Annotated in this window: 16 protein-coding genes, 4 tRNA genes, 1 rRNA gene and 1 riboswitch; of the genes, 16 read left to right on the plus strand and 5 right to left on the minus strand. The window is 58.6% G+C overall.

Annotation, left to right across the window (positions count from 1 at the left end; translation table 11 throughout):
- Positions 1–142 precede the first annotated feature (142 nt).
- The 6 genes from aruF (at position 143) to astE (ending at position 6,612) form a co-directional block, all read left to right on the plus strand.
- The gene (aruF, locus tag ACA062_RS06045; protein WP_150748477.1) at positions 143–1,162 is read left to right on the plus strand and encodes an arginine/ornithine succinyltransferase subunit alpha; all 1,020 of its coding nucleotides are present in this window, start codon (positions 143–145) and stop codon (positions 1,160–1,162) included.
- An 85-nt stretch (positions 1,163–1,247) separates the two neighbouring features.
- A complete protein-coding gene (gene astA / locus ACA062_RS06050; protein WP_497455618.1) occupies positions 1,248–2,273 on the plus strand; it encodes an arginine N-succinyltransferase in 1,026 nt (341 codons plus the stop codon).
- On the plus strand, positions 2,270–3,739 hold the full coding sequence (gene astD / locus ACA062_RS06055) for a succinylglutamate-semialdehyde dehydrogenase (protein ID WP_497457366.1): 1,470 nt from the start codon (positions 2,270–2,272) through the stop codon (positions 3,737–3,739). Before astA ends, astD begins: the two co-directional genes overlap by 4 nt.
- 164 nt (positions 3,740–3,903) lie before the next feature.
- Entirely contained in the window at positions 3,904–5,250 is a 1,347-nt protein-coding gene (gene astB / locus ACA062_RS06060; RefSeq protein ID WP_497455619.1) for an N-succinylarginine dihydrolase, read from the plus strand.
- A gap of 51 nt (positions 5,251–5,301) precedes the next feature.
- Positions 5,302–5,589: a hypothetical protein gene (locus ACA062_RS06065; protein WP_033056735.1), complete on the plus strand. Its 288-nt coding sequence runs from the start codon at positions 5,302–5,304 to the stop codon at positions 5,587–5,589.
- A gap of 12 nt (positions 5,590–5,601) precedes the next feature.
- Entirely contained in the window at positions 5,602–6,612 is a 1,011-nt protein-coding gene (gene astE, locus ACA062_RS06070; protein WP_497455620.1) for a succinylglutamate desuccinylase, read from the plus strand.
- Positions 6,613–6,781: 169 nt separating this feature from the next.
- Here astE and ACA062_RS06075 read toward each other — a convergent pair whose 3' ends face one another.
- Positions 6,782–7,291, minus strand: coding sequence for a 6,7-dimethyl-8-ribityllumazine synthase (locus ACA062_RS06075; RefSeq protein WP_128869779.1), 510 nt, complete (start codon positions 7,289–7,291; stop codon positions 6,782–6,784).
- 102 nt (positions 7,292–7,393) lie between these two features.
- A riboswitch (FMN riboswitch) is annotated at positions 7,394–7,565 on the minus strand.
- Positions 7,566–7,760: 195 nt separating this feature from the next.
- On the opposite strand from ACA062_RS06075, the gene ltaE reads away from it, so the two are divergent.
- The 8 genes from ltaE (at position 7,761) to mgtE (ending at position 15,702) form a co-directional block, all read left to right on the plus strand.
- Positions 7,761–8,765, plus strand: coding sequence for a low-specificity L-threonine aldolase (gene ltaE, locus ACA062_RS06080; protein WP_497455621.1), 1,005 nt, complete (start codon positions 7,761–7,763; stop codon positions 8,763–8,765).
- Between the two features lie 146 nt (positions 8,766–8,911).
- Entirely contained in the window at positions 8,912–11,536 is a 2,625-nt protein-coding gene (gene alaS / locus ACA062_RS06085; protein ID WP_497455622.1) for an alanine--tRNA ligase, read from the plus strand.
- Positions 11,537–11,627: 91 nt separating this feature from the next.
- Entirely contained in the window at positions 11,628–12,869 is a 1,242-nt protein-coding gene (locus ACA062_RS06090; protein ID WP_128869781.1) for an aspartate kinase, read from the plus strand.
- A 185-nt stretch (positions 12,870–13,054) separates the two neighbouring features.
- Entirely contained in the window at positions 13,055–13,243 is a 189-nt protein-coding gene (gene csrA, locus ACA062_RS06095) for a carbon storage regulator CsrA (protein WP_002554426.1), read from the plus strand.
- Between the two features lie 62 nt (positions 13,244–13,305).
- Positions 13,306–13,396 (plus strand) — tRNA-Ser (locus ACA062_RS06100).
- 107 nt (positions 13,397–13,503) lie between these two features.
- Positions 13,504–13,580, plus strand: a tRNA-Arg gene (locus tag ACA062_RS06105).
- 71 nt (positions 13,581–13,651) lie between these two features.
- Positions 13,652–13,728 (plus strand) — tRNA-Arg (locus tag ACA062_RS06110).
- A 531-nt stretch (positions 13,729–14,259) separates the two neighbouring features.
- Positions 14,260–15,702 (plus strand): magnesium transporter, encoded by a 1,443-nt coding sequence (gene mgtE / locus ACA062_RS06115; RefSeq protein ID WP_497455623.1) that lies wholly within the window; start codon positions 14,260–14,262, stop codon positions 15,700–15,702.
- A gap of 207 nt (positions 15,703–15,909) precedes the next feature.
- On the opposite strand, the gene ACA062_RS06120 is transcribed toward mgtE, so the two are convergent.
- From ACA062_RS06120 to ACA062_RS06130, 3 genes are all read right to left on the minus strand, one after another.
- On the minus strand, positions 15,910–16,236 hold the full coding sequence (locus ACA062_RS06120) for an Arc family DNA-binding protein (RefSeq protein ID WP_007992792.1): 327 nt from the start codon (positions 16,234–16,236) through the stop codon (positions 15,910–15,912).
- 529 nt (positions 16,237–16,765) lie between these two features.
- Positions 16,766–16,948 (minus strand): PA3371 family protein, encoded by a 183-nt coding sequence (locus ACA062_RS06125; protein WP_497455624.1) that lies wholly within the window; start codon positions 16,946–16,948, stop codon positions 16,766–16,768.
- 23 nt (positions 16,949–16,971) lie between these two features.
- Positions 16,972–17,205 (minus strand): hypothetical protein, encoded by a 234-nt coding sequence (locus ACA062_RS06130; RefSeq protein WP_497455625.1) that lies wholly within the window; start codon positions 17,203–17,205, stop codon positions 16,972–16,974.
- Positions 17,206–17,492: 287 nt separating this feature from the next.
- On the opposite strand from ACA062_RS06130, the gene ACA062_RS06135 reads away from it, so the two are divergent.
- Positions 17,493–17,569, plus strand: a tRNA-Arg gene (locus ACA062_RS06135).
- 390 nt (positions 17,570–17,959) lie between these two features.
- Here ACA062_RS06135 and ACA062_RS06140 read toward each other — a convergent pair.
- Positions 17,960–18,352, minus strand: coding sequence for a hypothetical protein (locus ACA062_RS06140; RefSeq protein WP_497454779.1), 393 nt, complete (start codon positions 18,350–18,352; stop codon positions 17,960–17,962).
- Between the two features lie 32 nt (positions 18,353–18,384).
- Here ACA062_RS06140 and ACA062_RS06145 point away from each other — a divergent pair.
- Positions 18,385–19,921 (plus strand): 16S ribosomal RNA (locus ACA062_RS06145).
- The last annotated feature ends 105 nt before the right edge of the window (positions 19,922–20,026 follow it).

Here is a 20,026-nt window from a genome sequence, read left to right on the forward strand (position 1 = left end):
ACCTGTGGGAGCGGGCTTGCCCGCGATGAGGGCCTGACAGCCGACTTCATTGTTATCTGACAGGACGCCATCGCGGGCAAGCCCGCTCCCACATGATCCGGGTATTTTTCTTATAAATATTTTTCGAGAAAGGAGTGACACCATGCTGGTGATGCGCCCCGCGCAAATGGCTGATCTGGGCGAGGTACAGCGTCTGGCTGCGGACAGCCCGATTGGTGTCACTTCCTTGCCGGATGACGTTGAACGCCTGAGCGACAAGATCGCCGCAAGCGAAGCTTCGTTCGCCGCCGAAGTCAGTTTCAACGGCGAAGAGAGCTATTTCTTCGTCCTTGAAGACACTGCCACCGGCAAACTGGCCGGGTGCTCGGCGATCGTGGCCTCGGCCGGTTATTCCGAGCCGTTCTACAGCTTTCGCAATGAAACCTTCGTGCATGCCTCCCGCGAGCTGAAGATTCATAACAAGATCCACGTGCTCTCCCAGTGCCACGACCTCACCGGCAACAGCTTGTTGACCAGTTTCTACGTGCTGCCGGAACTGGTGGGTTCGGCCTGGTCGGAACTCAACTCCCGTGGGCGCTTGCTGTTCGTGGCCAGCCATCCGGAGCGCTTTGCCGATTCCGTGGTGACCGAGATCGTCGGTTACAGCGACGAACATGGCGATTCGCCGTTCTGGGACGCCATCGGTCGCAACTTCTTCGACCTCAATTACGCCGAAGCGGAGCGTTTGTGCGGGCTGAAGAGCCGGACCTTCCTGGCCGAACTGATGCCGCATTATCCGATCTATGTGCCGCTGCTGCCGGACTCCGCCCAAGAAGCGATGGGCCAGGTGCACCCGCGGGCGCAGATCACGTTCGACATCCTGATGCGCGAAGGCTTCGAGACCGATCACTACATCGACATTTTCGACGGCGGCCCGACCTTGCATGCCCGCGTCTCGGGGATCCGCTCGATCGCCCAGAGCCGCGTAGTCCCGGTGAAAATCGGCGAGCCGGTCAAAGGTGCCGGTCGTCAGTACCTGGTGGCCAACGCCCAGTTGCAGGATTACCGCGCGGTGTTGCTCGAGCTCGATTATGCGCCGGGCAAACCCGTGACCCTGGATCTGGAAGCAGCCGAAGCCCTGGGTGTCGGTGAAGGTGCCAGCGTGCGCCTGGTGGCGGTCTGACGACTGCTGCCACGGCTGGAAAACAATGCTTGGAAAAGCAGCGAAGTTTCGCGGGTGGCGCAAGCGGCCCGTTTGAGGAGATAGCATGATCGTTCGTCCCGTACGCAGCAGCGATTTACCCGCTCTGATCGACCTGGCCCGCAGCACCGGCACCGGCCTGACCACCTTGCCGGCCAACGAAGAGCGGCTGGCCCATCGGGTCGGCTGGGCCGAGAAGACCTTTCGCGGCGAAGCCGGGCGGGGCGATGCGGACTACCTGTTCGTGCTCGAAGACGACGACGGCCGCGTGGTGGGCATTTCTGCCATCGCCGGTGCCGTTGGCCTGCGTGAACCCTGGTACAACTTCCGGGTCGGCCTGACCGTCAGTGCTTCCCAGGAACTGAATATCTATCGCGAAATCCCGACGCTGTTCCTGGCCAACGACCTGACCGGCAACTCCGAGCTGTGCTCGCTGTTCCTGCACGCCGATTACCGCACTGGCCTCAACGGTCGCATGCTGGCCAAGGCGCGGATGCTGTTCATCGCCGAGTTCCCGCAGTTGTTCGGCAACAAGATCATCGCCGAGATGCGTGGCATGTCCGACGCAGCCGGGCGTTCGCCGTTCTGGGAAAGCCTGGGCCGGCACTTCTTCAAGATGGAGTTCAGCCAGGCCGATTACCTGACCGGCGTGGGCAACAAGGCGTTCATCGCCGAATTGATGCCGAAATTCCCGCTGTACACCTGCTTCCTGTCGCCAGACGCGCGCAACGTGATCGGCCAGGTTCACCCGGACACCGAGCCGGCGCTATCGATGCTCAAGAGCGAAGGCTTCAGCTATCAAGGCTACGTCGATATCTTCGACGCCGGCCCTGCGGTGGAGTGCGAAACCGGCAAGATCCGTGCGGTCCGCGACAGCCAGGCGCTGGTATTGGCCATCGGTACGCCGGGTGACGACGCCACGCCTTTCCTGATTCACAACCGCAAGCGCGAGGACTGCCGGATCACGGCCGCTCCGGCACGCTTCGCCGCCGGCACCTTGGTGGTCGATCCACTGACCGCCAAACGTCTTCAACTCAATGCCGGCGATCAAGTGCGCGCCGTTCCGTTGTCCGCTGCCCGGGAGTCGAAATAATGAATTCGCTATACATCGCAGGTGAATGGCTGGCTGGTCAGGGTGAAGCCTTCCAGTCGCTGAACCCGGTGACCCAACAGGTGCTGTGGGACGGCGAAGGCGCCACCACCGCTCAGGTCGAATCGGCCGTGCAAGCCGCGCGTCAAGCGTTCCCGGGTTGGGCTCGGCGCACCCTGGAAGAGCGCATCACCGTGCTGGAGGCGTTTGCCGGCGCGTTGAAAAATCACGCGGATGAACTGGCGCGCACCATCGGTGAGGAAACCGGCAAGCCGCTGTGGGAATCGGCGACCGAAGTCACCAGCATGGTCAACAAGATTGCGATCTCGGTGCAGAGCTACCGCGAACGTACCGGCGAGAAGAGCGGCCCGCTGGGCGACGCCACCGCCGTACTGCGCCACAAGCCACACGGCGTGGTGGCGGTCTTCGGGCCTTACAACTTCCCCGGGCACTTGCCCAATGGCCACATCGTGCCGGCGCTGCTGGCCGGTAACAGCGTGCTATTCAAGCCGAGCGAGCTGACGCCGAAAGTCGCCGAGCTGACGGTCAAGTGCTGGATCGAAGCCGGCCTGCCGGCGGGCGTGTTGAACCTGCTGCAGGGTGCGCGCGAAACCGGGATCGCCCTGGCGGCGAACCCGGGCATCGACGGCCTGTTCTTCACCGGTTCCAGCCGCACCGGCAATCACCTGCACCAGCAGTTTGCCGGCCGTCCGGACAAGATCCTCGCGCTGGAGATGGGCGGTAACAATCCGCTGGTGGTCGATGAGGTGGCTGATCTCGACGCCGCTGTCTACACCATCATCCAGTCGGCGTTCATCTCTGCCGGTCAGCGTTGCACCTGTGCCCGCCGCTTGCTGGTGCCGCAAGGTGCCTGGGGCGATGCACTGCTGGCGCGTCTGGTTGAAGTCAGCTCGACCATTGAGGTCGGCCCTTTCGATCAGCAACCGGCGCCGTTCATGGGCTCGGTGATTTCCCTGGGCGCGGCGAAAGCCCTGATGCAAGCGCAAGAGCATCTGCTGGCCAATGGCGCCGTGGCGCTGCTGGAAATGACTCAGCCGCAGGCTCAGGCCGCTTTGCTGACCCCGGGTATTCTGGACGTCACCGCGGTAGCCGATCGTCCTGACGAAGAGCTGTTCGGCCCCTTGCTGCAAGTGATCCGCTACGCTGACTTTGAAGCCGCGATCGCTGAAGCCAACGATACCGACTATGGGCTCGCGGTGGGTTTGCTGTCGGATTCCGAAGCGCGTTATCAGCAGTTCTGGCTGGAAAGCCGCGCGGGCATCGTCAACTGGAACAAGCAGCTGACCGGTGCCGCGAGCAGCGCGCCATTCGGCGGCGTCGGCGCCTCGGGCAACCACCGCGCCAGTGCCTACTATGCCGCGGATTACTGCGCGTACCCGGTGGCCTCGCTGGAAACTCCGAGCCTGACGTTGCCTGCCGCTTTGACGCCTGGCGTGAAGATGGCGTAACGGCCAATCGCGGGCAAGCCCGCTCCCACAGGATTTGCGTCGGACACAAAGTGTGTGAACACCACCGAACCTGTGGGAGCGGGCTTGCCCGCGATGGCCGCGCCTCGGTCTTACTCAATTGTTACCCGATGCCTAAAACAACAGATTCTCGTGGAGCCTCGCTGATGAAATCCTATGAAGTCAATTTTGACGGTCTAGTGGGGCCGACCCATAACTACGGCGGCCTGTCCTACGGCAACGTCGCGTCCCAGAGCAACAGCCAGCAGTCCTCGAACCCGAAGGAAGCCGCGCTGCAAGGCCTGGCGAAAATGAAAGCGCTGATGGAAATGGGCTTTCAGCAAGGCGTGCTGGCACCCCAGGAACGCCCTGACGTGGCTGCCCTGCGCCGCCTGGGTTTCAGCGGCACCGACGCGCAAGTGATCGAGCAGGCCGCCAGGGACGCCATGCCATTGCTGGTTGCCAACTGCTCGGCGTCGAGCATGTGGGTGGCCAACGCCGCCACGGTCAGCCCAAGTGCCGACACGGCCGACGGTCGCGTGCATTTCACCGCCGCCAACCTCAACTGCAAATATCACCGCAGCATCGAGCACCCGACCACCAGCCGCGTGCTGGGGGCGATGTTCGCGGACCAACAGCATTTCGCTCACCACGCCGCGTTGCCGGCCGTGGCGCAGTTTGGTGATGAAGGCGCCGCCAACCACACCCGTTTCTGCCGTGAATACGGCGAAGCCGGCGTCGAGTTCTTCGTGTTCGGCCGCAGTGCGTTCGATACCCGTTACCCGGCGCCACAGAAGTACCCGGCGCGCCAGACCCTCGAAGCCTCCCAGGCAGTCGCCCGTCTGCACGGCTTGAGTGATGAAGGCGTGGTTTTCGCCCAGCAAAACCCGTCCGTCATCGATCAGGGCGTGTTCCACAACGATGTGATCGCGGTGGGTAATGGCGAGGTGCTGTTCTATCACGAGGACGCGTTCCTCGACACCGAGCAGATGCTGGCTGAACTGCAGGGCAAACTCGCCAGGGTCGGTGGGAAATTTCAGTCGATCTGTGTACCGCGTTCCGCGGTCACCGTGGAAGACGCGGTTCGCTCCTACTTGTTCAATAGCCAGCTGCTGACGCGTGCTGACGGCACCATGCTATTGATCGTGCCGGAAGAATGCCGTGGCAACGAGCGTGTCTGGCAGTACCTGCAAGGCCTGACCAGCTCCGGCGGCCTGATCCGCGAAGTCAAGGTGTTCGATCTCAAGCAGAGCATGCAGAACGGCGGTGGCCCGGCTTGCCTGCGGTTGCGCGTTGCCCTGAACGAAACCGAACTGGCGGCCGTCAACCAAGGCGTTATCATGACGGCACCGTTGTACGGCACGTTGACCGAATGGGTCGACAAGCACTACCGCGACCGCATGACCGAAAATGATCTCGCGGACCCGCAATTGCTGCTTGAGTGCCGGACGGCACTGGATGAACTGACGCAAATCCTTAAACTGGGCGCGGTTTATCCATTCCAGATCAATTGATAGTCGGCGCTGCATGCGCCGATTCATCTCCTTTAGAGAGCATAAAAAAACATGAGCGATACCCTGCAGCTGATCCTTGAAGACACCGACGGCACGCAACTGGAAACGTCCTGCACCCGCGTCGCGGTCATGTGGCAAGGCAAAGAGCTGTGGATCCAGCAGGATGGCCGCGGCCAGCTGCTGATCGGGGTGGACGTCGAAGAAGGTGACGCTGAATACGCCAACCTGCTGCTGCGCCCATTGGCAACTAATCTGGTAAGTCTGCAACTGGAAATGGAACCGGCCGAAGTCGGTGACGAAGACCACGTGCACGGCCCGGATTGCGCACACGACCATTAAGGAAATCGCTCTATGCTCGCCCTCGGCAAACTGCTTGAACTGACCCTCGCCGGCCGCGAACCGGCGGAGAAGACTCAACTGACTGTCGAAGGCGTGCGGATGCGCTGGTTGAGCGAGGGTGCGCTGGAAGTCCGGCCACCTGAAGCGCGCGACAATGGCCTGGACCTGCTGCTGTCAGCCGGCATTCATGGTAACGAGACAGCGCCGATCGAGTTGCTCGACCGCCTGTTGCATGACATCGCCCGCGGTGATGTGAAACCGCGCGCACGTATTCTGTTCCTGTTCGGCAACCCCGAGGCGATTCGCAAGGGCGAGCGTTTCATCGAGCAGGACGTCAATCGGCTGTTCAACGGCCGACATGAACAAAGCAGCGGCTCCGAAGCCCTGAGGGCTTGTGAGCTGGAGCGGCTGGCGGCCAGTTTCTTCAGCCTGCCGGATCGCAACCGCCTGCACTACGACCTGCACACGGCGATTCGCGGTTCGAAAATCGAGCAGTTCGCGTTATATCCCTGGAAAGAAGGCCGTCAGCATTCTCGTCAGGAACTGGCTCGCCTGCGCGCCGCCGGCATGGAAGCGGTGCTGCTGCAGAACAAGCCGTCCATCGTCTTCAGTTCCTATACCTACGACAAGCTCGGTGCCGAGTCCTTCACCCTTGAGTTGGGCAAGGCGCGGCCGTTCGGGCAGAACGACGGCGTCAACGTCGACCTGTTGGAAACCCGCCTCAAACAGATCATCGAAGGTAACGAGCCGCCGCCGACCGACGCGGCGCTGGACGGCCTGCAGTTGTTCAGCGTAGCGCGGGAAATCATCAAGCACAGCGATAGCTTCCGCCTGAACCTGCCGGTGGATATCGAGAACTTTTCGGAGTTGGAAGTGGGTTATCTGCTGGCGGAAGACATCGCCCAGACGCGCTGGATCATCGAGGAGGAGGGCGCCCGGATCATCTTCCCGAACCCCAAGGTCAAGAACGGCCTGCGTGCCGGGATCCTGATCGTGCCGACCACCGACGAAAACCTGGCATAAGCCTGGTCTCAAGCCAGGCATAGAACCAATGTGGGAGCGAGCTTGCTCGCGATAGCGGGTCAACATTCAACGTTAATGTTGACTGTCAGTCCGCCATCGCGAGCAAGCTCGCTCCCACATTTGATTTGAGTGAAGCCAAAGACCTCACCCCAAACCACAGGTTTTGTGTTTACACGGCTACGGCGCGGGGTTCACTGCGACGCAACATCCGCATCTTGTGCAACGTATCCGCACACGTCTTCGCCGCTTCCTGCCCTTTATGCACGAAATGCTCGAAGAAGAACTTCTGATGTTCTTCGCCTGCATGGAAGTGGTGTGGGGTCAGGACCACCGAGAACACCGGCACTTCGGTTTCCAGTTGAACCTGCATCAACCCGCTGATCACCGACTGGGCGACGAATTCGTGGCGATAGATGCCGCCATCGACCACCAGGCCCGCGGCGACGATGCCGGCATAACGGCCGGACTTGGCCAGCAGTTTGGCGTGCAGCGGGATTTCAAAGGCACCGCCGACTTCGAAGAAATCGATCTCCGATTCCTGATAACCCTGAGCAATCATTTCGGCGACGAAGCCTTTACGGCTCTGATCGACGATGTCCTTGTGCCAGCAGGCCTGGATGAACGCAACGCGCTCGCCGTGATGGTTTTTACTTTTGCTATCGATTGCGGTGGGTTGCATGTTCTGATTCCTGTTTGTGTAAAAAACAGGGCTTATGAATCGAATGGGATTTAAGGGTACGCACGCTCGCACGAATGCCTGCGGACGGCCCTTTGGCGCCAATCCCGTTCTCTCTTCATCCGGACTATGACCGTCGGCCCCGGGATCACACCGGGTCTGCTGACCTTATCGCCAATCACCGCCGAAGCCGTCACTGTCGCCAAGCGCTCGCGGGCTATGCACGTTGCGTGCAATTACCGCCGGTGGGGAGTTGCACCCCGCCCTGAGAACGTTTTGCCGCCAGATTATTTGGCGACGCAGCTTTTTTAACACATATTTCTCACCTGTGCATGGCTGCTATCTGATGATTGCTATCGACTTTATGGTTGGCTCGAGCAGCCTTTTCCTGCCCAAGGGTTGATTATTTGTCGCCATGACCGCAGTAATTCCTACCTGAAAGGGATTTCCCCTGTTTACCGAGGCCTGATTCATGAGCGTTATCGATCTTCGCAGCGACACCGTCACCCAACCGACCGCCGGGATGCTCCACGCAATGGCCACCGCGGCCACCGGTGACGACGTTTATGGCGAAGATCCGACGGTCAATCGTCTGGAAGCCGAAGTGGCAAAACGGCTGGGTTTTGCTGCGGCGCTGTTCGTACCAACGGGCACCATGAGCAACTTGCTGGGCCTGATGGCGCACTGTGAGCGCGGTGACGAATACATTGTCGGCCAGCAAGCCCACACCTATAAATACGAAGGGGGCGGTGCGGCGGTGCTGGGGTCGATCCAGCCGCAGCCACTGGAAGTGCAGGCCGACGGTTCGCTGGATCTGTCCCAGGTTGGCGCCGCGATCAAACCGGACGACTTCCATTTCGCCCGCACCCGCCTGCTGGCGCTGGAAAACACCATGCAAGGCAAGGTATTGCCGCTGGCGTATCTGGCCCAGGCTCGAAGCTTTACGCAAGAGCAGGGCCTGGCCCTGCACCTGGACGGCGCGCGGTTGTACAACGCGGCAGTCAAGCTGGGCGTCGACGCTCGGGAAATCACCCGGCATTTCGATTCCGTGTCGGTCTGTTTGTCCAAAGGCCTGGGTGCGCCGGTCGGTTCGGTGCTCTGTGGCACGGTGGAGTTGATCGCCAAGGCGCGGCGCCTGCGCAAGATGGTCGGCGGCGGCATGCGTCAGGCCGGGATCCTCGCGGCGGCGGGGCTGTATGCTCTGGATCACAACGTTCAGCGTCTGGCCGACGATCACGCCAATGCCCAGATTCTGGCTGACGGCCTGCGAAAGGCCGGGTATGACGTCGAACCGGTGCAGACCAACATGGTGTACGTGCAGATGGGCGACAAGGCCGAGGCAATCAAGGCCTTCGCCGCTGAACGCGGGATCAGGCTCAGTGCGGCAGGCCGCCTGAGAATGGTCACGCACATGGACGTCAGTCGCGTCCAGATCGGGCAGGTCGTCGCGGCATTCGTCGAGTTTTCGCGCAACTGACAGCGTTAGCCGTCCAATTGACCGTTTCTATCGTATAAACACGCTGTACCCCGCGCGCAGGGCCGATATAATGCGGCCCTTTGCCGTCGCTTCGTCTGTTGACGTTTCGCACAGGCCTTTGGCCGCAGCCTCCGTGGAAGAACCTAATGAAAAGCGCAGAAATCCGTGAAGCCTTCCTTCGCTTCTTCGAAGAGCAAGGCCACACCCGTGTAGCCTCCAGCTCTTTGATTCCGGGCAACGACCCAACCCTGCTGTTCACCAACGCGGGGATGAACCAGTTCAAGGACTGCTTCCTGGGCCAGGAAAAGCGCGCGTACACCCGCGCCGTCTCGAGTCAGAAATGCGTGCGCGCCGGCGGCAAGCACAACGACCTGGAAAACGTCGGTTATACCGCCCGTCACCACACGTTCTTCGAAATGTTGGGTAACTTCAGCTTCGGCGATTACTTCAAGCGCGACGCGATCAGCTATGCCTGGAACTTCCTGACCTCCGAGCAGTGGCTGAACCTGCCGAAAGAAAAGCTCTGGGTCACGGTCTACGCCAGCGATGACGAAGCCTACGACATCTGGACCAAAGATATCGGCGTTCCGGCCGAGCGCATGGTTCGCATCGGCGACAACAAAGGTGCGCCGTATGCGTCCGACAACTTCTGGACCATGGGCGATACCGGCCCGTGCGGTCCTTGCACCGAGATTTTCTACGATCACGGCGCCGACATCTGGGGCGGCCCGCCAGGCTCGCCGGAAGAAGACGGCGACCGTTACATCGAAATCTGGAACAACGTGTTCATGCAGTTCAACCGCACGGCCGATGGCGTGTTGCACCCGCTGCCGGCACCGTCGGTCGACACCGGCATGGGCCTGGAACGGATCAGTGCCGTGCTGCAGCACGTTCACTCCAACTATGAAATCGACCTGTTCCAGAGCCTGCTGAGCGCTTCGGCCAAGGCCATCGGTTGCACCAACGACGACCAGGCTTCCCTGAAAGTCGTGGCCGACCACATCCGTTCATGCGGCTTCCTGATTGCCGACGGCGTGCTGCCGTCCAACGAAGGCCGCGGCTACGTGCTGCGCCGGATCATCCGTCGCGCCTGCCGTCACGGCAACAAACTGGGCGCCAAGGGCAGCTTCTTCTACCAGATCGTTGCGGCGCTGGTCGCGGAGATGGGCGAAGCCTTCCCTGAGTTGACATCCCAGCAGGCGCACATTGAGCGTGTCCTGAAGGCCGAAGAAGAGCAGTTCGCCAAGACCCTGGAGCAGGGCCTGAAAATCCTCGAGCAGGACCTGGCCGAACTCAAAGGCGACGTGGTGCCGGGCGACGTAGTGTTCAAACTCTACGACACTTACGGCTTCCCGATGGATCTGACCGGCGACATCGCTCGCGAGCGCAGCCTGACCATCGACGAAGCAGGCTTCGAGCGCGAAATGGAAGCCCAGCGCGTCCGTGCCCGTTCCGCCAGTTCCTTCGGCATGGACTACAACAGCCTGGTCAAGGTTGATGTGGCGACCGAGTTCACCGGCTACACCGCCACCAGCGGTTCGGCGAAAGTCGTTGGCCTGTACAAGGATGGGCAGTCGGTCGACGTATTGAGCGAAGGCGAAGAGGGCGTGGTCGTACTGAATCAGACGCCGTTCTACGCTGAATCCGGCGGTCAGATTGGCGACTGCGGTTACCTGCAGGTCGGCAGCGCGCGCTTTGACGTACGCGACACCACCAAGACCGGCGGTGCGTTCCTGCACCACGGCGTGCAGGCATCGGGCAGCCTGACCATTGGCGCGCCGGTCGAGACTCATGTCGATGCCGACGTGCGTCATGCCACCTCGCTGAACCACTCGGCGACGCACTTGCTGCACGCCGCCTTGCGCCAGGTGCTGGGCGAGCATGTTCAGCAGAAAGGCTCGTTGGTCGACAGTCAGCGCCTGCGCTTCGACTTCAGCCACTTCGAAGCCATCAAGCCTGAGCAGTTGAAGGCGCTGGAAGACATCGTCAACGCCGAGATCCGCAAGAACTCCGCGGTTGAAACTGAAGAAACCGACATCGAAACCGCCAAGCGCAAAGGCGCCATGGCGCTGTTCGGCGAGAAGTACGGCGATAGCGTGCGCGTCCTGAGCATGGGCGGCGATTTCTCCGTCGAGCTGTGCGGTGGTATCCACGTCAACCGTACCGGCGACATCGGCCTGTTGAAAATCGTCAGCGAAGGCGGTGTGGCCTCCGGCGTGCGTCGTATCGAAGCGATCACGGGTGCCGCGGCACTGGCCTACTTGAACGCTGGCGAAGAACAACTCAAGGAAGCGGCCAACCTGGTCAAGGGTAGCCGCGACAACCTGATCGACAAGCTGTCGGCTGTGCTGGAGCGCAACCGCCTGCTGGAGAAGCAACTCGAGCAGTTGCAGGCCAAGGCTGCCAGCGCGGCGGGCGACGATCTGTCGGCTTCTGCCCTGGACGTCAAAGGCGTGAAGGTGCTGGCCGTGCGTCTGGACGGTCAGGATGGCAAGGCGCTGCTGGCGCTGGTCGATCAATTGAAAAACAAACTCGGCCGCGCAGTGATCCTGCTCGGCAGTGTCCATGAGGAAAAGGTCGTGCTGGTTGCTGGCGTGACCAAAGACCTGACTGGCCAACTCAAAGCCGGTGATTTGATGAAGCAAGCCGCTGCGGCAGTGGGCGGGAAGGGCGGTGGTCGTCCAGACATGGCGCAGGGCGGTGGTGTAGACGCTGGCGCACTGGATGCGGCATTGGCCCTGACTGTTCCTTTTGTAGAGCAGGGTTTATAAGGCAGTGTGTCCGGCCCGCAGTCTAGTGGCGGGCCGGCAGGCTGTTTGAGTGATTATTTGGGCGCCCTTCATGGGCAGAGGCGGCTTTGAAATGGCTTTGATCGTACAGAAATTTGGAGGCACCTCGGTCGGCACCGTCGAGAGAATCGAACAGGTCGCCGACAAGGTTAAGAAATTCCGCGATGCCGGCGATGACCTGGTGGTCGTGCTGTCAGCAATGAGCGGCGAAACCAACCGTCTGATCGATCTGGCCAGGAAAATCAGTGGCGACGGCCAACCGGTTCCCCGTGAGCTGGATGTGATCGTCTCCACCGGCGAGCAGGTGACGATTGCATTGTTGGCCATGGCGCTGATCAAGCGTGGCGTGCCAGCGGTGTCCTACACCGGCAACCAGGTGCGGATCCTGACGGACAGCGCGCACAATAAAGCGCGTATCTTGCAGATTGATGACCAGAAGATTCGCGGTGACCTGAAGGCGGGTCGTGTGGTGGTGGTCGCCGGTTTCCAGGGCGTCGACGAACACGGCAACATCACCACCCTCGGTCGTGGCGGTTCCGACACCACCGGCGTGGCACTGGCGGCAGCCCTGAAGGCTGACGAATGCCAGATCTACACCGACGTCGACGGTGTCTACACCACCGACCCGCGTGTCGTGCCGGTGGCTCAGCGCCTGGACAAGATTACCTTCGAAGAGATGCTGGAAATGGCCAGCCTCGGGTCCAAGGTGTTGCAAATCCGTGCGGTCGAGTTCGCCGGCAAGTACAACGTTCCGCTGCGCGTACTGCACAGCTTCAAGGAGGGTCCGGGTACCCTCATTACTATTGATGAAGAGGAATCCATGGAACAGCCGATCATTTCCGGTATCGCTTTCAACCGCGATGAAGCCAAGCTGACCATCCGTGGCGTGCCAGACATCCCGGGCGTTGCCTTCAAGATTCTCGGCCCTATCAGCGCCGCGAACATCGAAGTCGACATGATCGTGCAGAACGTTGCGCACGATAACACCACGGACTTCACCTTCACCGTGCACCGCAACGACTACCAGGCGGCGCAGACCGTTCTGGAAAAAACCGCTGGCGAGCTGGGTGCCCGTGAAGTCATCGGCGACACCAAGATCGCCAAGGTGTCGATCGTCGGCGTTGGCATGCGCTCCCACGCAGGCGTCGCCAGTCGCATGTTCGAAGCACTGGCCAAGGAAACCATCAACATCCAGATGATCTCGACCTCGGAAATCAAAGTCTCCGTGGTGATCGAAGAGAAGTACCTGGAACTGGCTGTGCGCGCGCTGCACACGGCTTTCGAACTGGACGCACCGGCCCGCCAGGGCGAGTGATGCGTTTGCCAAAGGGCGCGGTCTGACCGCGCCCTTTGTTTTTTCGAATGGTGCGACTCAAGCTGTTCTTTTGCTCGCGCTAGTCAATACTCAGGCATGTAGGGCTACGATCGCTCCGGTTGTAGGTCGGGTGCCTTTTTTTTGCAGACGGTTGTCCCTGAAATGAAATGCGTGAGGAGAAAGGTATGCTGATTCTGACTCGTCGGTGCGCAGAAAGCCTGATTATCGGTGATGGAGAAATCACCGTGACCGTGCTCGGCGTCAAAGGAAATCAAGTGCGTATCGGTGTCAACGCCCCGAAAGAGGTTGCGGTCCACCGTGAGGAAATTTACCTGCGTATAAAGAAAGAGAAGGACGAAGAACCAAGCCATTAATTTTTATCGTTTTTTATGTTTGCAAACGGGGAAGAAGCTGGTTAATATACGCCCCGTGTTGCGGAGAGCTGGCCGAGTGGCCGAAGGCGCTCCCCTGCTAAGGGAGTACACCTCAAAAGGGTGTCGGGGGTTCGAATCCCCCGTTCTCCGCCATTATTTGCGTAGTACGTTGTAATCTGGCTTTTTCGGTAAGTGGTTGAAATTACTAGAAAAAGTGTTTGACATAGAGATTAGACGGCCTATAATGCGCGGCAACAAATGCACTCGTAGCTCAGCTGGATAGAGTACTCGGCTACGAACCGAGCGGTCACAGGTTCGAATCCTGTCGAGTGCACCATTTAAGAGTTGTTTGCAGCAATGCGAATGACTTGGCTCCAACCAGTTGTGATCTGGTATAAAAACACAAATGCACTCGTAGCTCAGCTGGATAGAGTACTCGGCTACGAACCGAGCGGTCACAGGTTCGAATCCTGTCGAGTGCACCAAACACCAAAAAGCCTGCGTCTAACGCGGGCTTTTTGCTGTCTGGGATTTGGCTTTTTCCTGTTGCATCCTCTCTCCTCCATTCTGGCCTATGCGCCACGACCTCGCCTGGGGTTGTGACGGCTGCGCATGCTCGAATTCATTCCCGATCTTCTCCGGTTTGCCGGGGACGCTTTTGATGTCCTGTTGTCTCATGCGGGGACGATGCGTTGGCTGAGGTTCTTCCGTGAGGAACCTCCCAAGGGGGGCACTGCATTTTTGGACGGTGGTGTGTTTTCTTTCCGGGATAAGTCGTCGCATTTTCATGGATCAGGACAGGGCTCAGGTTTATCTCGCAACCGCTTGTTTCCACCCGCGATTTTTTAACGTTTAAAACGGTCGGGCGGTGTATCATTGCGCCCGTCAGCCCCGCCGGGGCTTGTGGAATACCTCCATGGACTTACCCAGTAGTTACTCAGTAAACCGTTTTTCCAATCATGAATTGACTGATTGATCCTTCCGGCGCGCTCCGCTGCTGGGAGTGGAGTTCGCCTATGTCTGAAGTAGAAGTAAAGAAAACACAAGAAAGCTTGCAGGACCGCCTCGCTCAGGTCGTTGAGCTGCTGCAGCGCCAGCGGGTGGTCGAAGACCTGACTCATCGCCAGGAAGGCCCGCATCACGAGCGGGTCGAGAACCTGGTTCACCGGCAGAATCTCGTCGAGTTGCAACGCAAGCTCGATGACCTGCACTCCGCCGACGTTGCCTACATCCTTGAAGCCTTGCCGCTGGACGATCGCCTGACGCTTTGGCAACTGGTCAAGGCCGATCGCGACGGCGACATCCTGCTCGAAGTATCCGATTCGGTTCGTGAAACCCTGATCGCCGACATGGACGATCACGAGCTCCTGGCTGCCGCCAAGGACATGGATGCCGACGAACTTGCTGACCTGGCTTCCGAGCTGCCGCGAGACGTCGTCCATGAGCTCATGGAAACCCTGGATAACCAGCAGCGTGAGCGCGTGCGATCGGCCCTGTCCTATGACGAGGAGCAGGTCGGTGCGCTGATGGACTTCGAGATGGTGACGATCCGTGAGGACGTCAGTCTCGAGGTGGTGTTGCGCTACCTGCGTCGCCTGAAGGAGCTCCCGGGCCACACGGACAAGTTGTTCGTGGTCGATTATGGCGGCGTGCTCAAGGGCGTGTTGCCGATCAAGCGTTTGCTGGTCAACGACCCGGATAAACAGGTGGCTGAAGTCATGGCCAGCGATCCGGTGAGTTTTCACCCGGATGAAGATGCCTACGATGCCGCCCAAGCGTTTGAGCGTTACGATTTGATCTCGGCGCCCGTCGTCGACAAGAACGGCAAGTTGATCGGCCGTCTGACCATCGATGAAATGGTCGACCTGATCCGTGAAGAAAGCGAAAGCGAAATGCTCAACATGGCGGGTCTGCGCGAAGAAGAAGATATCTTCGCCTCGGTCTGGAAGTCCCTGCGCAACCGCTGGGCCTGGCTGGCTGTGAATCTGATAACCGCCTTCATTGCCTCCCGGGTGATTGGCCTGTTCGAAGGTTCCATCGAGAAGCTGGTGGCGCTCGCGGCATTGATGCCGATCGTGGCGGGTATCGGTGGCAACTCCGGCAACCAGACCATCACCATGATCGTTCGCGCCATGGCGCTGGACCAGGTGAGTACGGGCAACACTTCGCGCCTGATGCGCAAGGAGCTGGCCGTAGGCCTGATCAATGGCTTGGTGTGGGGTGGTGTGATCGGTGTCGTCGCCTATCTGCTCTATGGCAGCTGGTCCCTTGGCGTGGTAATGACCGCCGCCATGACGCTCAACCTGTTGCTTGCAGCCTTGATGGGAGTATTGATTCCCATGACCCTGGCACGGCTTGGTCGTGATCCGGCGATGGGGGCCAGTGTGATGATCACCGCCATGACCGACAGCGGCGGCTTCTTCATCTTCCTTGGGTTGGCGACGATTTTCCTGCTCTGATTTCCATTGCCTGAAACCCGCCAATCCGACTGGCGTCCCCCGTAGGAGCCAGGCTTGCCGGCGAAAGCGACCTCGGGACCGCCTTCGCCGGCAAGCCTGGCTCCTACAGGAAAACCCCATAACCCGCGGATTGGCGGGTTTTTTATTGCCGGATTTCAGGCAAAAAAAAGCCAGCGATTGCGCTGGCTTGGGGGCTTTCGTGATGAATCAGGACGCGTCCGAGGCCATTTCGGCGTCATGGGCAATCAGCGAAACAAGCGCGTTCTGCTGGCGGTGGGACAGTTGGCGGAAGCGTTGCAACAGTTCGCGTTCGTGCAATGACAACTCCGGGCTGTCCAGGCGCATGCTCAGTTCTTCGCCCAGAGCACCTTCCTGAATAAGGCTCTGTTCAAGGCGCGCGATGATTTCGGAGTTCATGCTGCGGTGATGATTGCGAGCCACCTCGGCAATGCGTTCACGCATTCCGTCTGGCAGACGTACGACGAACTTGTCAGCCGTACGGCTGGAATAAATTGCCTGTTTCAATGGGCGCATATATTTAACCGGTTAGTTCAGGGGAGCGGTTCTCGGAATTGGCCGCAGGATGTCTGTTAGGACAAGCGCTCTGGCCAAATGTTCAACCTGAATTGGTAGAGGCCCGCATCATGCCTCAAGGCAGCCAGTTCGTTGGCGTCAATTCTGTGACAAATATTGAACTGGATAAAGGCGTTCTGCCAGCACCTATTATCAGAAATGCGGACTGGTTGGAAAGTTTGACCTGTCCGTATCGCTGGCCGCGTCCGGTTGCCCGACTGGTGATTGTCCGAAGACGCCGGAAGGTGCATGTTGTGCGGATTCGTTCAATGATCCTTACTTATACAGGGTAGTGGCAAATGGCCGATTTGCTAGGGCTCAGGCGTACTGATACGCGATTACAGGATGGATGGCAACCTGATGTGCTTCAGGGGCTACGCTGATCCGGCAGGGCGGGCAGGGTCAAAATCGCGCGCGAGCTGCGGCAGCGCCGAATGATGAGAAGCGCGCCGCCCTGCCACGGCTGTCAGTCATTGGAGTCTGCGGGTTGTCAGCGTAAAACGGGATCGAACTTGATTCTGCGCCCGGCGATCAGTGCCGCCATAAACAGTGTGCCAAATACGCCGCAGGCAATGAGCGGCAAGGTGATGAAGAGCCTGTCCCCGACCAATGCCAGATGAAAAATGCCGCACAGTAACGTCAGGACGAGAAATCCTGCTGCTGTTTTGGACATGCTGTGCTCCCGATAGGGTGGACTCAAAATACCAGGCGTTCTGAAGTTGGAGCTGGCAGCAGGACCTTCTCCTGGCTCACGTCCTGACTTGCAAAGCCCCGCTGATCATTCATGACTGCCAGTTGCGGCGCTTTTTGTAGCTGGAGGTAGTGGGGTGTTCGTTGGGCAACCGACTCAGTGCCGTTCTCTGGAGCAAAATGAAAACCCAGCAGGACGGCCAGGGCGATCGCGTTCGAGAGTAAAAGGGCGCTGTTCATGAGGACCAACCTCCATTGTTCTATAAGGGAACTGAAGCAGCCGGCATGCCAAGACTTAATCGACTATTAAAGTCTTTAAAATCAAAGGCATAGACTGAATCGTCGAGCGGCGGGCCTTGCATTTTGCAATGATGGCTTTTTGCGGTGATGCAATTTGCACGGTCAACGACGCCACGCGGCCTTGAAGTATCTGCCTACACTTAAAAAGCCAACGGACGACATGACAAAAGCAGGCTTGGCCGTTAACATGCTTGCCGTCCCAAGCACCGCGCTTGGGGTGACTCTGTGTCTCAGTAGCTCAATTGGATAGAGCATCCCCCTCCTAAGGGGAAGGTTGGCAGTTCGAACCTGCCCTGGGACACCATATAATTCAAAGAAGCCGATGCGCATCCTTCCTCAACAGCTTCGTGGCTGGCGGGGCGGGGCATTTGCTTCAGGCATGAAAAAGCTCCGCTCAGGGATTCAATTCTGGCGGGGCTTTTTTTGTTTTGGCAGCAGGCATCTCGAAGCGTTGCAGGGTTTGCTTTTTCGAGCACTGAAAATGCCTTCTATATAGAAGGCTTGGGTTTTGCTCTCCTGCCCAGGAAAACGAACAGTTTTGCAGGCTTCGGCAAATTATTGATAGGAAGGCTGAATTAAAGGTTGACGGCAGATTCTGGAAGCCTATAATTCGCCCCACTTCCGGCGCAGTCGAAACGGAAAACTCCTTGGTAAACAAAGAGTTACGCAGTTTTCGGCAGCGAGTTGCTTCAGTTCATCGAAGCCCAGAAGGAGTTGAAAGAGCGGTGATGTTTGGCTCTTTTAGCGGTTCGATCTTCTCGGTCGAAAGCGGAGAAAAAGAGGTGTTGACAGCAGCGAGTAACGCTGTAGAATTCGCCTCCCGCTGACGAGAGATCGGAAGCGCAAGTGGTTGAAGTTGCAAAGGAAACTTTGAAAACTTCTGAAAATAACCGCTTGACAGCAGCAGAGGAAAGCGTAGAATGCGCGCCTCGGTTGAGACGAAAGTTCTTAGCCAACCGCTCTTTAACAACTGAATCAAGCAATTCGTGTGGGTGCTTGTGGAGTCAGACTGATAGTCAACAAGATTATCAGCATCACAAGTTACTCCGCGAGAAATCAAAGATGTAACCAACGATTGCTGAGCCAAGTTTAGGGTTTCTTAAAAACCCAAAGATGTTTGAACTGAAGAGTTTGATCATGGCTCAGATTGAACGCTGGCGGCAGGCCTAACACATGCAAGTCGAGCGGTAGAGAGAAGCTTGCTTCTCTTGAGAGCGGCGGACGGGTGAGTAATGCCTAGGAATCTGCCTGGTAGTGGGGGATAACGCTCGGAAACGGACGCTAATACCGCATACGTCCTACGGGAGAAAGCAGGGGACCTTCGGGCCTTGCGCTATCAGATGAGCCTAGGTCGGATTAGCTAGTTGGTGAGGTAATGGCTCACCAAGGCGACGATCCGTAACTGGTCTGAGAGGATGATCAGTCACACTGGAACTGAGACACGGTCCAGACTCCTACGGGAGGCAGCAGTGGGGAATATTGGACAATGGGCGAAAGCCTGATCCAGCCATGCCGCGTGTGTGAAGAAGGTCTTCGGATTGTAAAGCACTTTAAGTTGGGAGGAAGGGCAGTTACCTAATACGTTGCTGTCTTGACGTTACCGACAGAATAAGCACCGGCTAACTCTGTGCCAGCAGCCGCGGTAATACAGAGGGTGCAAGCGTTAATCGGAATTACTGGGCGTAAAGCGCGCGTAGGTGGTTTGTTAAGTTGGATGTGAAATCCCCGGGCTCAACCTGGGAACTGCATTCAAAACTGACAAGCTAGAGTATGGTAGAGGGTGGTGGAATTTCCTGTGTAGCGGTGAAATGCGTAGATATAGGAAGGAACACCAGTGGCGAAGGCGACCACCTGGACTGATACTGACACTGAGGTGCGAAAGCGTGGGGAGCAAACAGGATTAGATACCCTGGTAGTCCACGCCGTAAACGATGTCAACTAGCCGTTGGGAGCCTTGAGCTCTTAGTGGCGCAGCTAACGCATTAAGTTGACCGCCTGGGGAGTACGGCCGCAAGGTTAAAACTCAAATGAATTGACGGGGGCCCGCACAAGCGGTGGAGCATGTGGTTTAATTCGAAGCAACGCGAAGAACCTTACCAGGCCTTGACATCCAATGAACTTTCCAGAGATGGATTGGTGCCTTCGGGAACATTGAGACAGGTGCTGCATGGCTGTCGTCAGCTCGTGTCGTGAGATGTTGGGTTAAGTCCCGTAACGAGCGCAACCCTTGTCCTTAGTTACCAGCACGTAATGGTGGGCACTCTAAGGAGACTGCCGGTGACAAACCGGAGGAAGGTGGGGATGACGTCAAGTCATCATGGCCCTTACGGCCTGGGCTACACACGTGCTACAATGGTCGGTACAGAGGGTTGCCAAGCCGCGAGGTGGAGCTAATCCCAGAAAACCGATCGTAGTCCGGATCGCAGTCTGCAACTCGACTGCGTGAAGTCGGAATCGCTAGTAATCGCGAATCAGAATGTCGCGGTGAATACGTTCCCGGGCCTTGTACACACCGCCCGTCACACCATGGGAGTGGGTTGCACCAGAAGTAGCTAGTCTAACCTTCGGGAGGACGGTTACCACGGTGTGATTCATGACTGGGGTGAAGTCGTAACAAGGTAGCCGTAGGGGAACCTGCGGCTGGATCACCTCCTTAATCGACGACATCAGCTGCTCCATAAGTTCCCACACGAATTGCTTGATTCATTGAAGAAGACGATAGAAGCAGCTTCAAGCTTTAAGCTACACGCTTCAAGTTTGA

This window comes from Pseudomonas sp. LBUM1679 (genome assembly GCF_059695565.1).

Coding starts and splice junctions, on each gene's coding strand:
- aruF (WP_150748477.1), top strand. CDS start 143: ATGCTGGTGATGCGCCCCGCGCAAATGGCTGATCTGGGCGAGGTACAG.
- astA (WP_497455618.1), top strand. CDS start 1,248: ATGATCGTTCGTCCCGTACGCAGCAGCGATTTACCCGCTCTGATCGAC.
- astB (WP_497455619.1), top strand. CDS start 3,904: ATGAAATCCTATGAAGTCAATTTTGACGGTCTAGTGGGGCCGACCCAT.
- ACA062_RS06065 (WP_033056735.1), top strand. CDS start 5,302: ATGAGCGATACCCTGCAGCTGATCCTTGAAGACACCGACGGCACGCAA.
- astE (WP_497455620.1), top strand. CDS start 5,602: ATGCTCGCCCTCGGCAAACTGCTTGAACTGACCCTCGCCGGCCGCGAA.
- ACA062_RS06075 (WP_128869779.1), bottom strand. CDS start 7,291: ATGCAACCCACCGCAATCGATAGCAAAAGTAAAAACCATCACGGCGAG.
- ltaE (WP_497455621.1), top strand. CDS start 7,761: ATGAGCGTTATCGATCTTCGCAGCGACACCGTCACCCAACCGACCGCC.
- alaS (WP_497455622.1), top strand. CDS start 8,912: ATGAAAAGCGCAGAAATCCGTGAAGCCTTCCTTCGCTTCTTCGAAGAG.
- ACA062_RS06090 (WP_128869781.1), top strand. CDS start 11,628: ATGGCTTTGATCGTACAGAAATTTGGAGGCACCTCGGTCGGCACCGTC.
- csrA (WP_002554426.1), top strand. CDS start 13,055: ATGCTGATTCTGACTCGTCGGTGCGCAGAAAGCCTGATTATCGGTGAT.
- mgtE (WP_497455623.1), top strand. CDS start 14,260: ATGTCTGAAGTAGAAGTAAAGAAAACACAAGAAAGCTTGCAGGACCGC.
- ACA062_RS06120 (WP_007992792.1), bottom strand. CDS start 16,236: ATGCGCCCATTGAAACAGGCAATTTATTCCAGCCGTACGGCTGACAAG.
- ACA062_RS06125 (WP_497455624.1), bottom strand. CDS start 16,948: ATGTCCAAAACAGCAGCAGGATTTCTCGTCCTGACGTTACTGTGCGGC.
- ACA062_RS06130 (WP_497455625.1), bottom strand. CDS start 17,205: ATGAACAGCGCCCTTTTACTCTCGAACGCGATCGCCCTGGCCGTCCTG.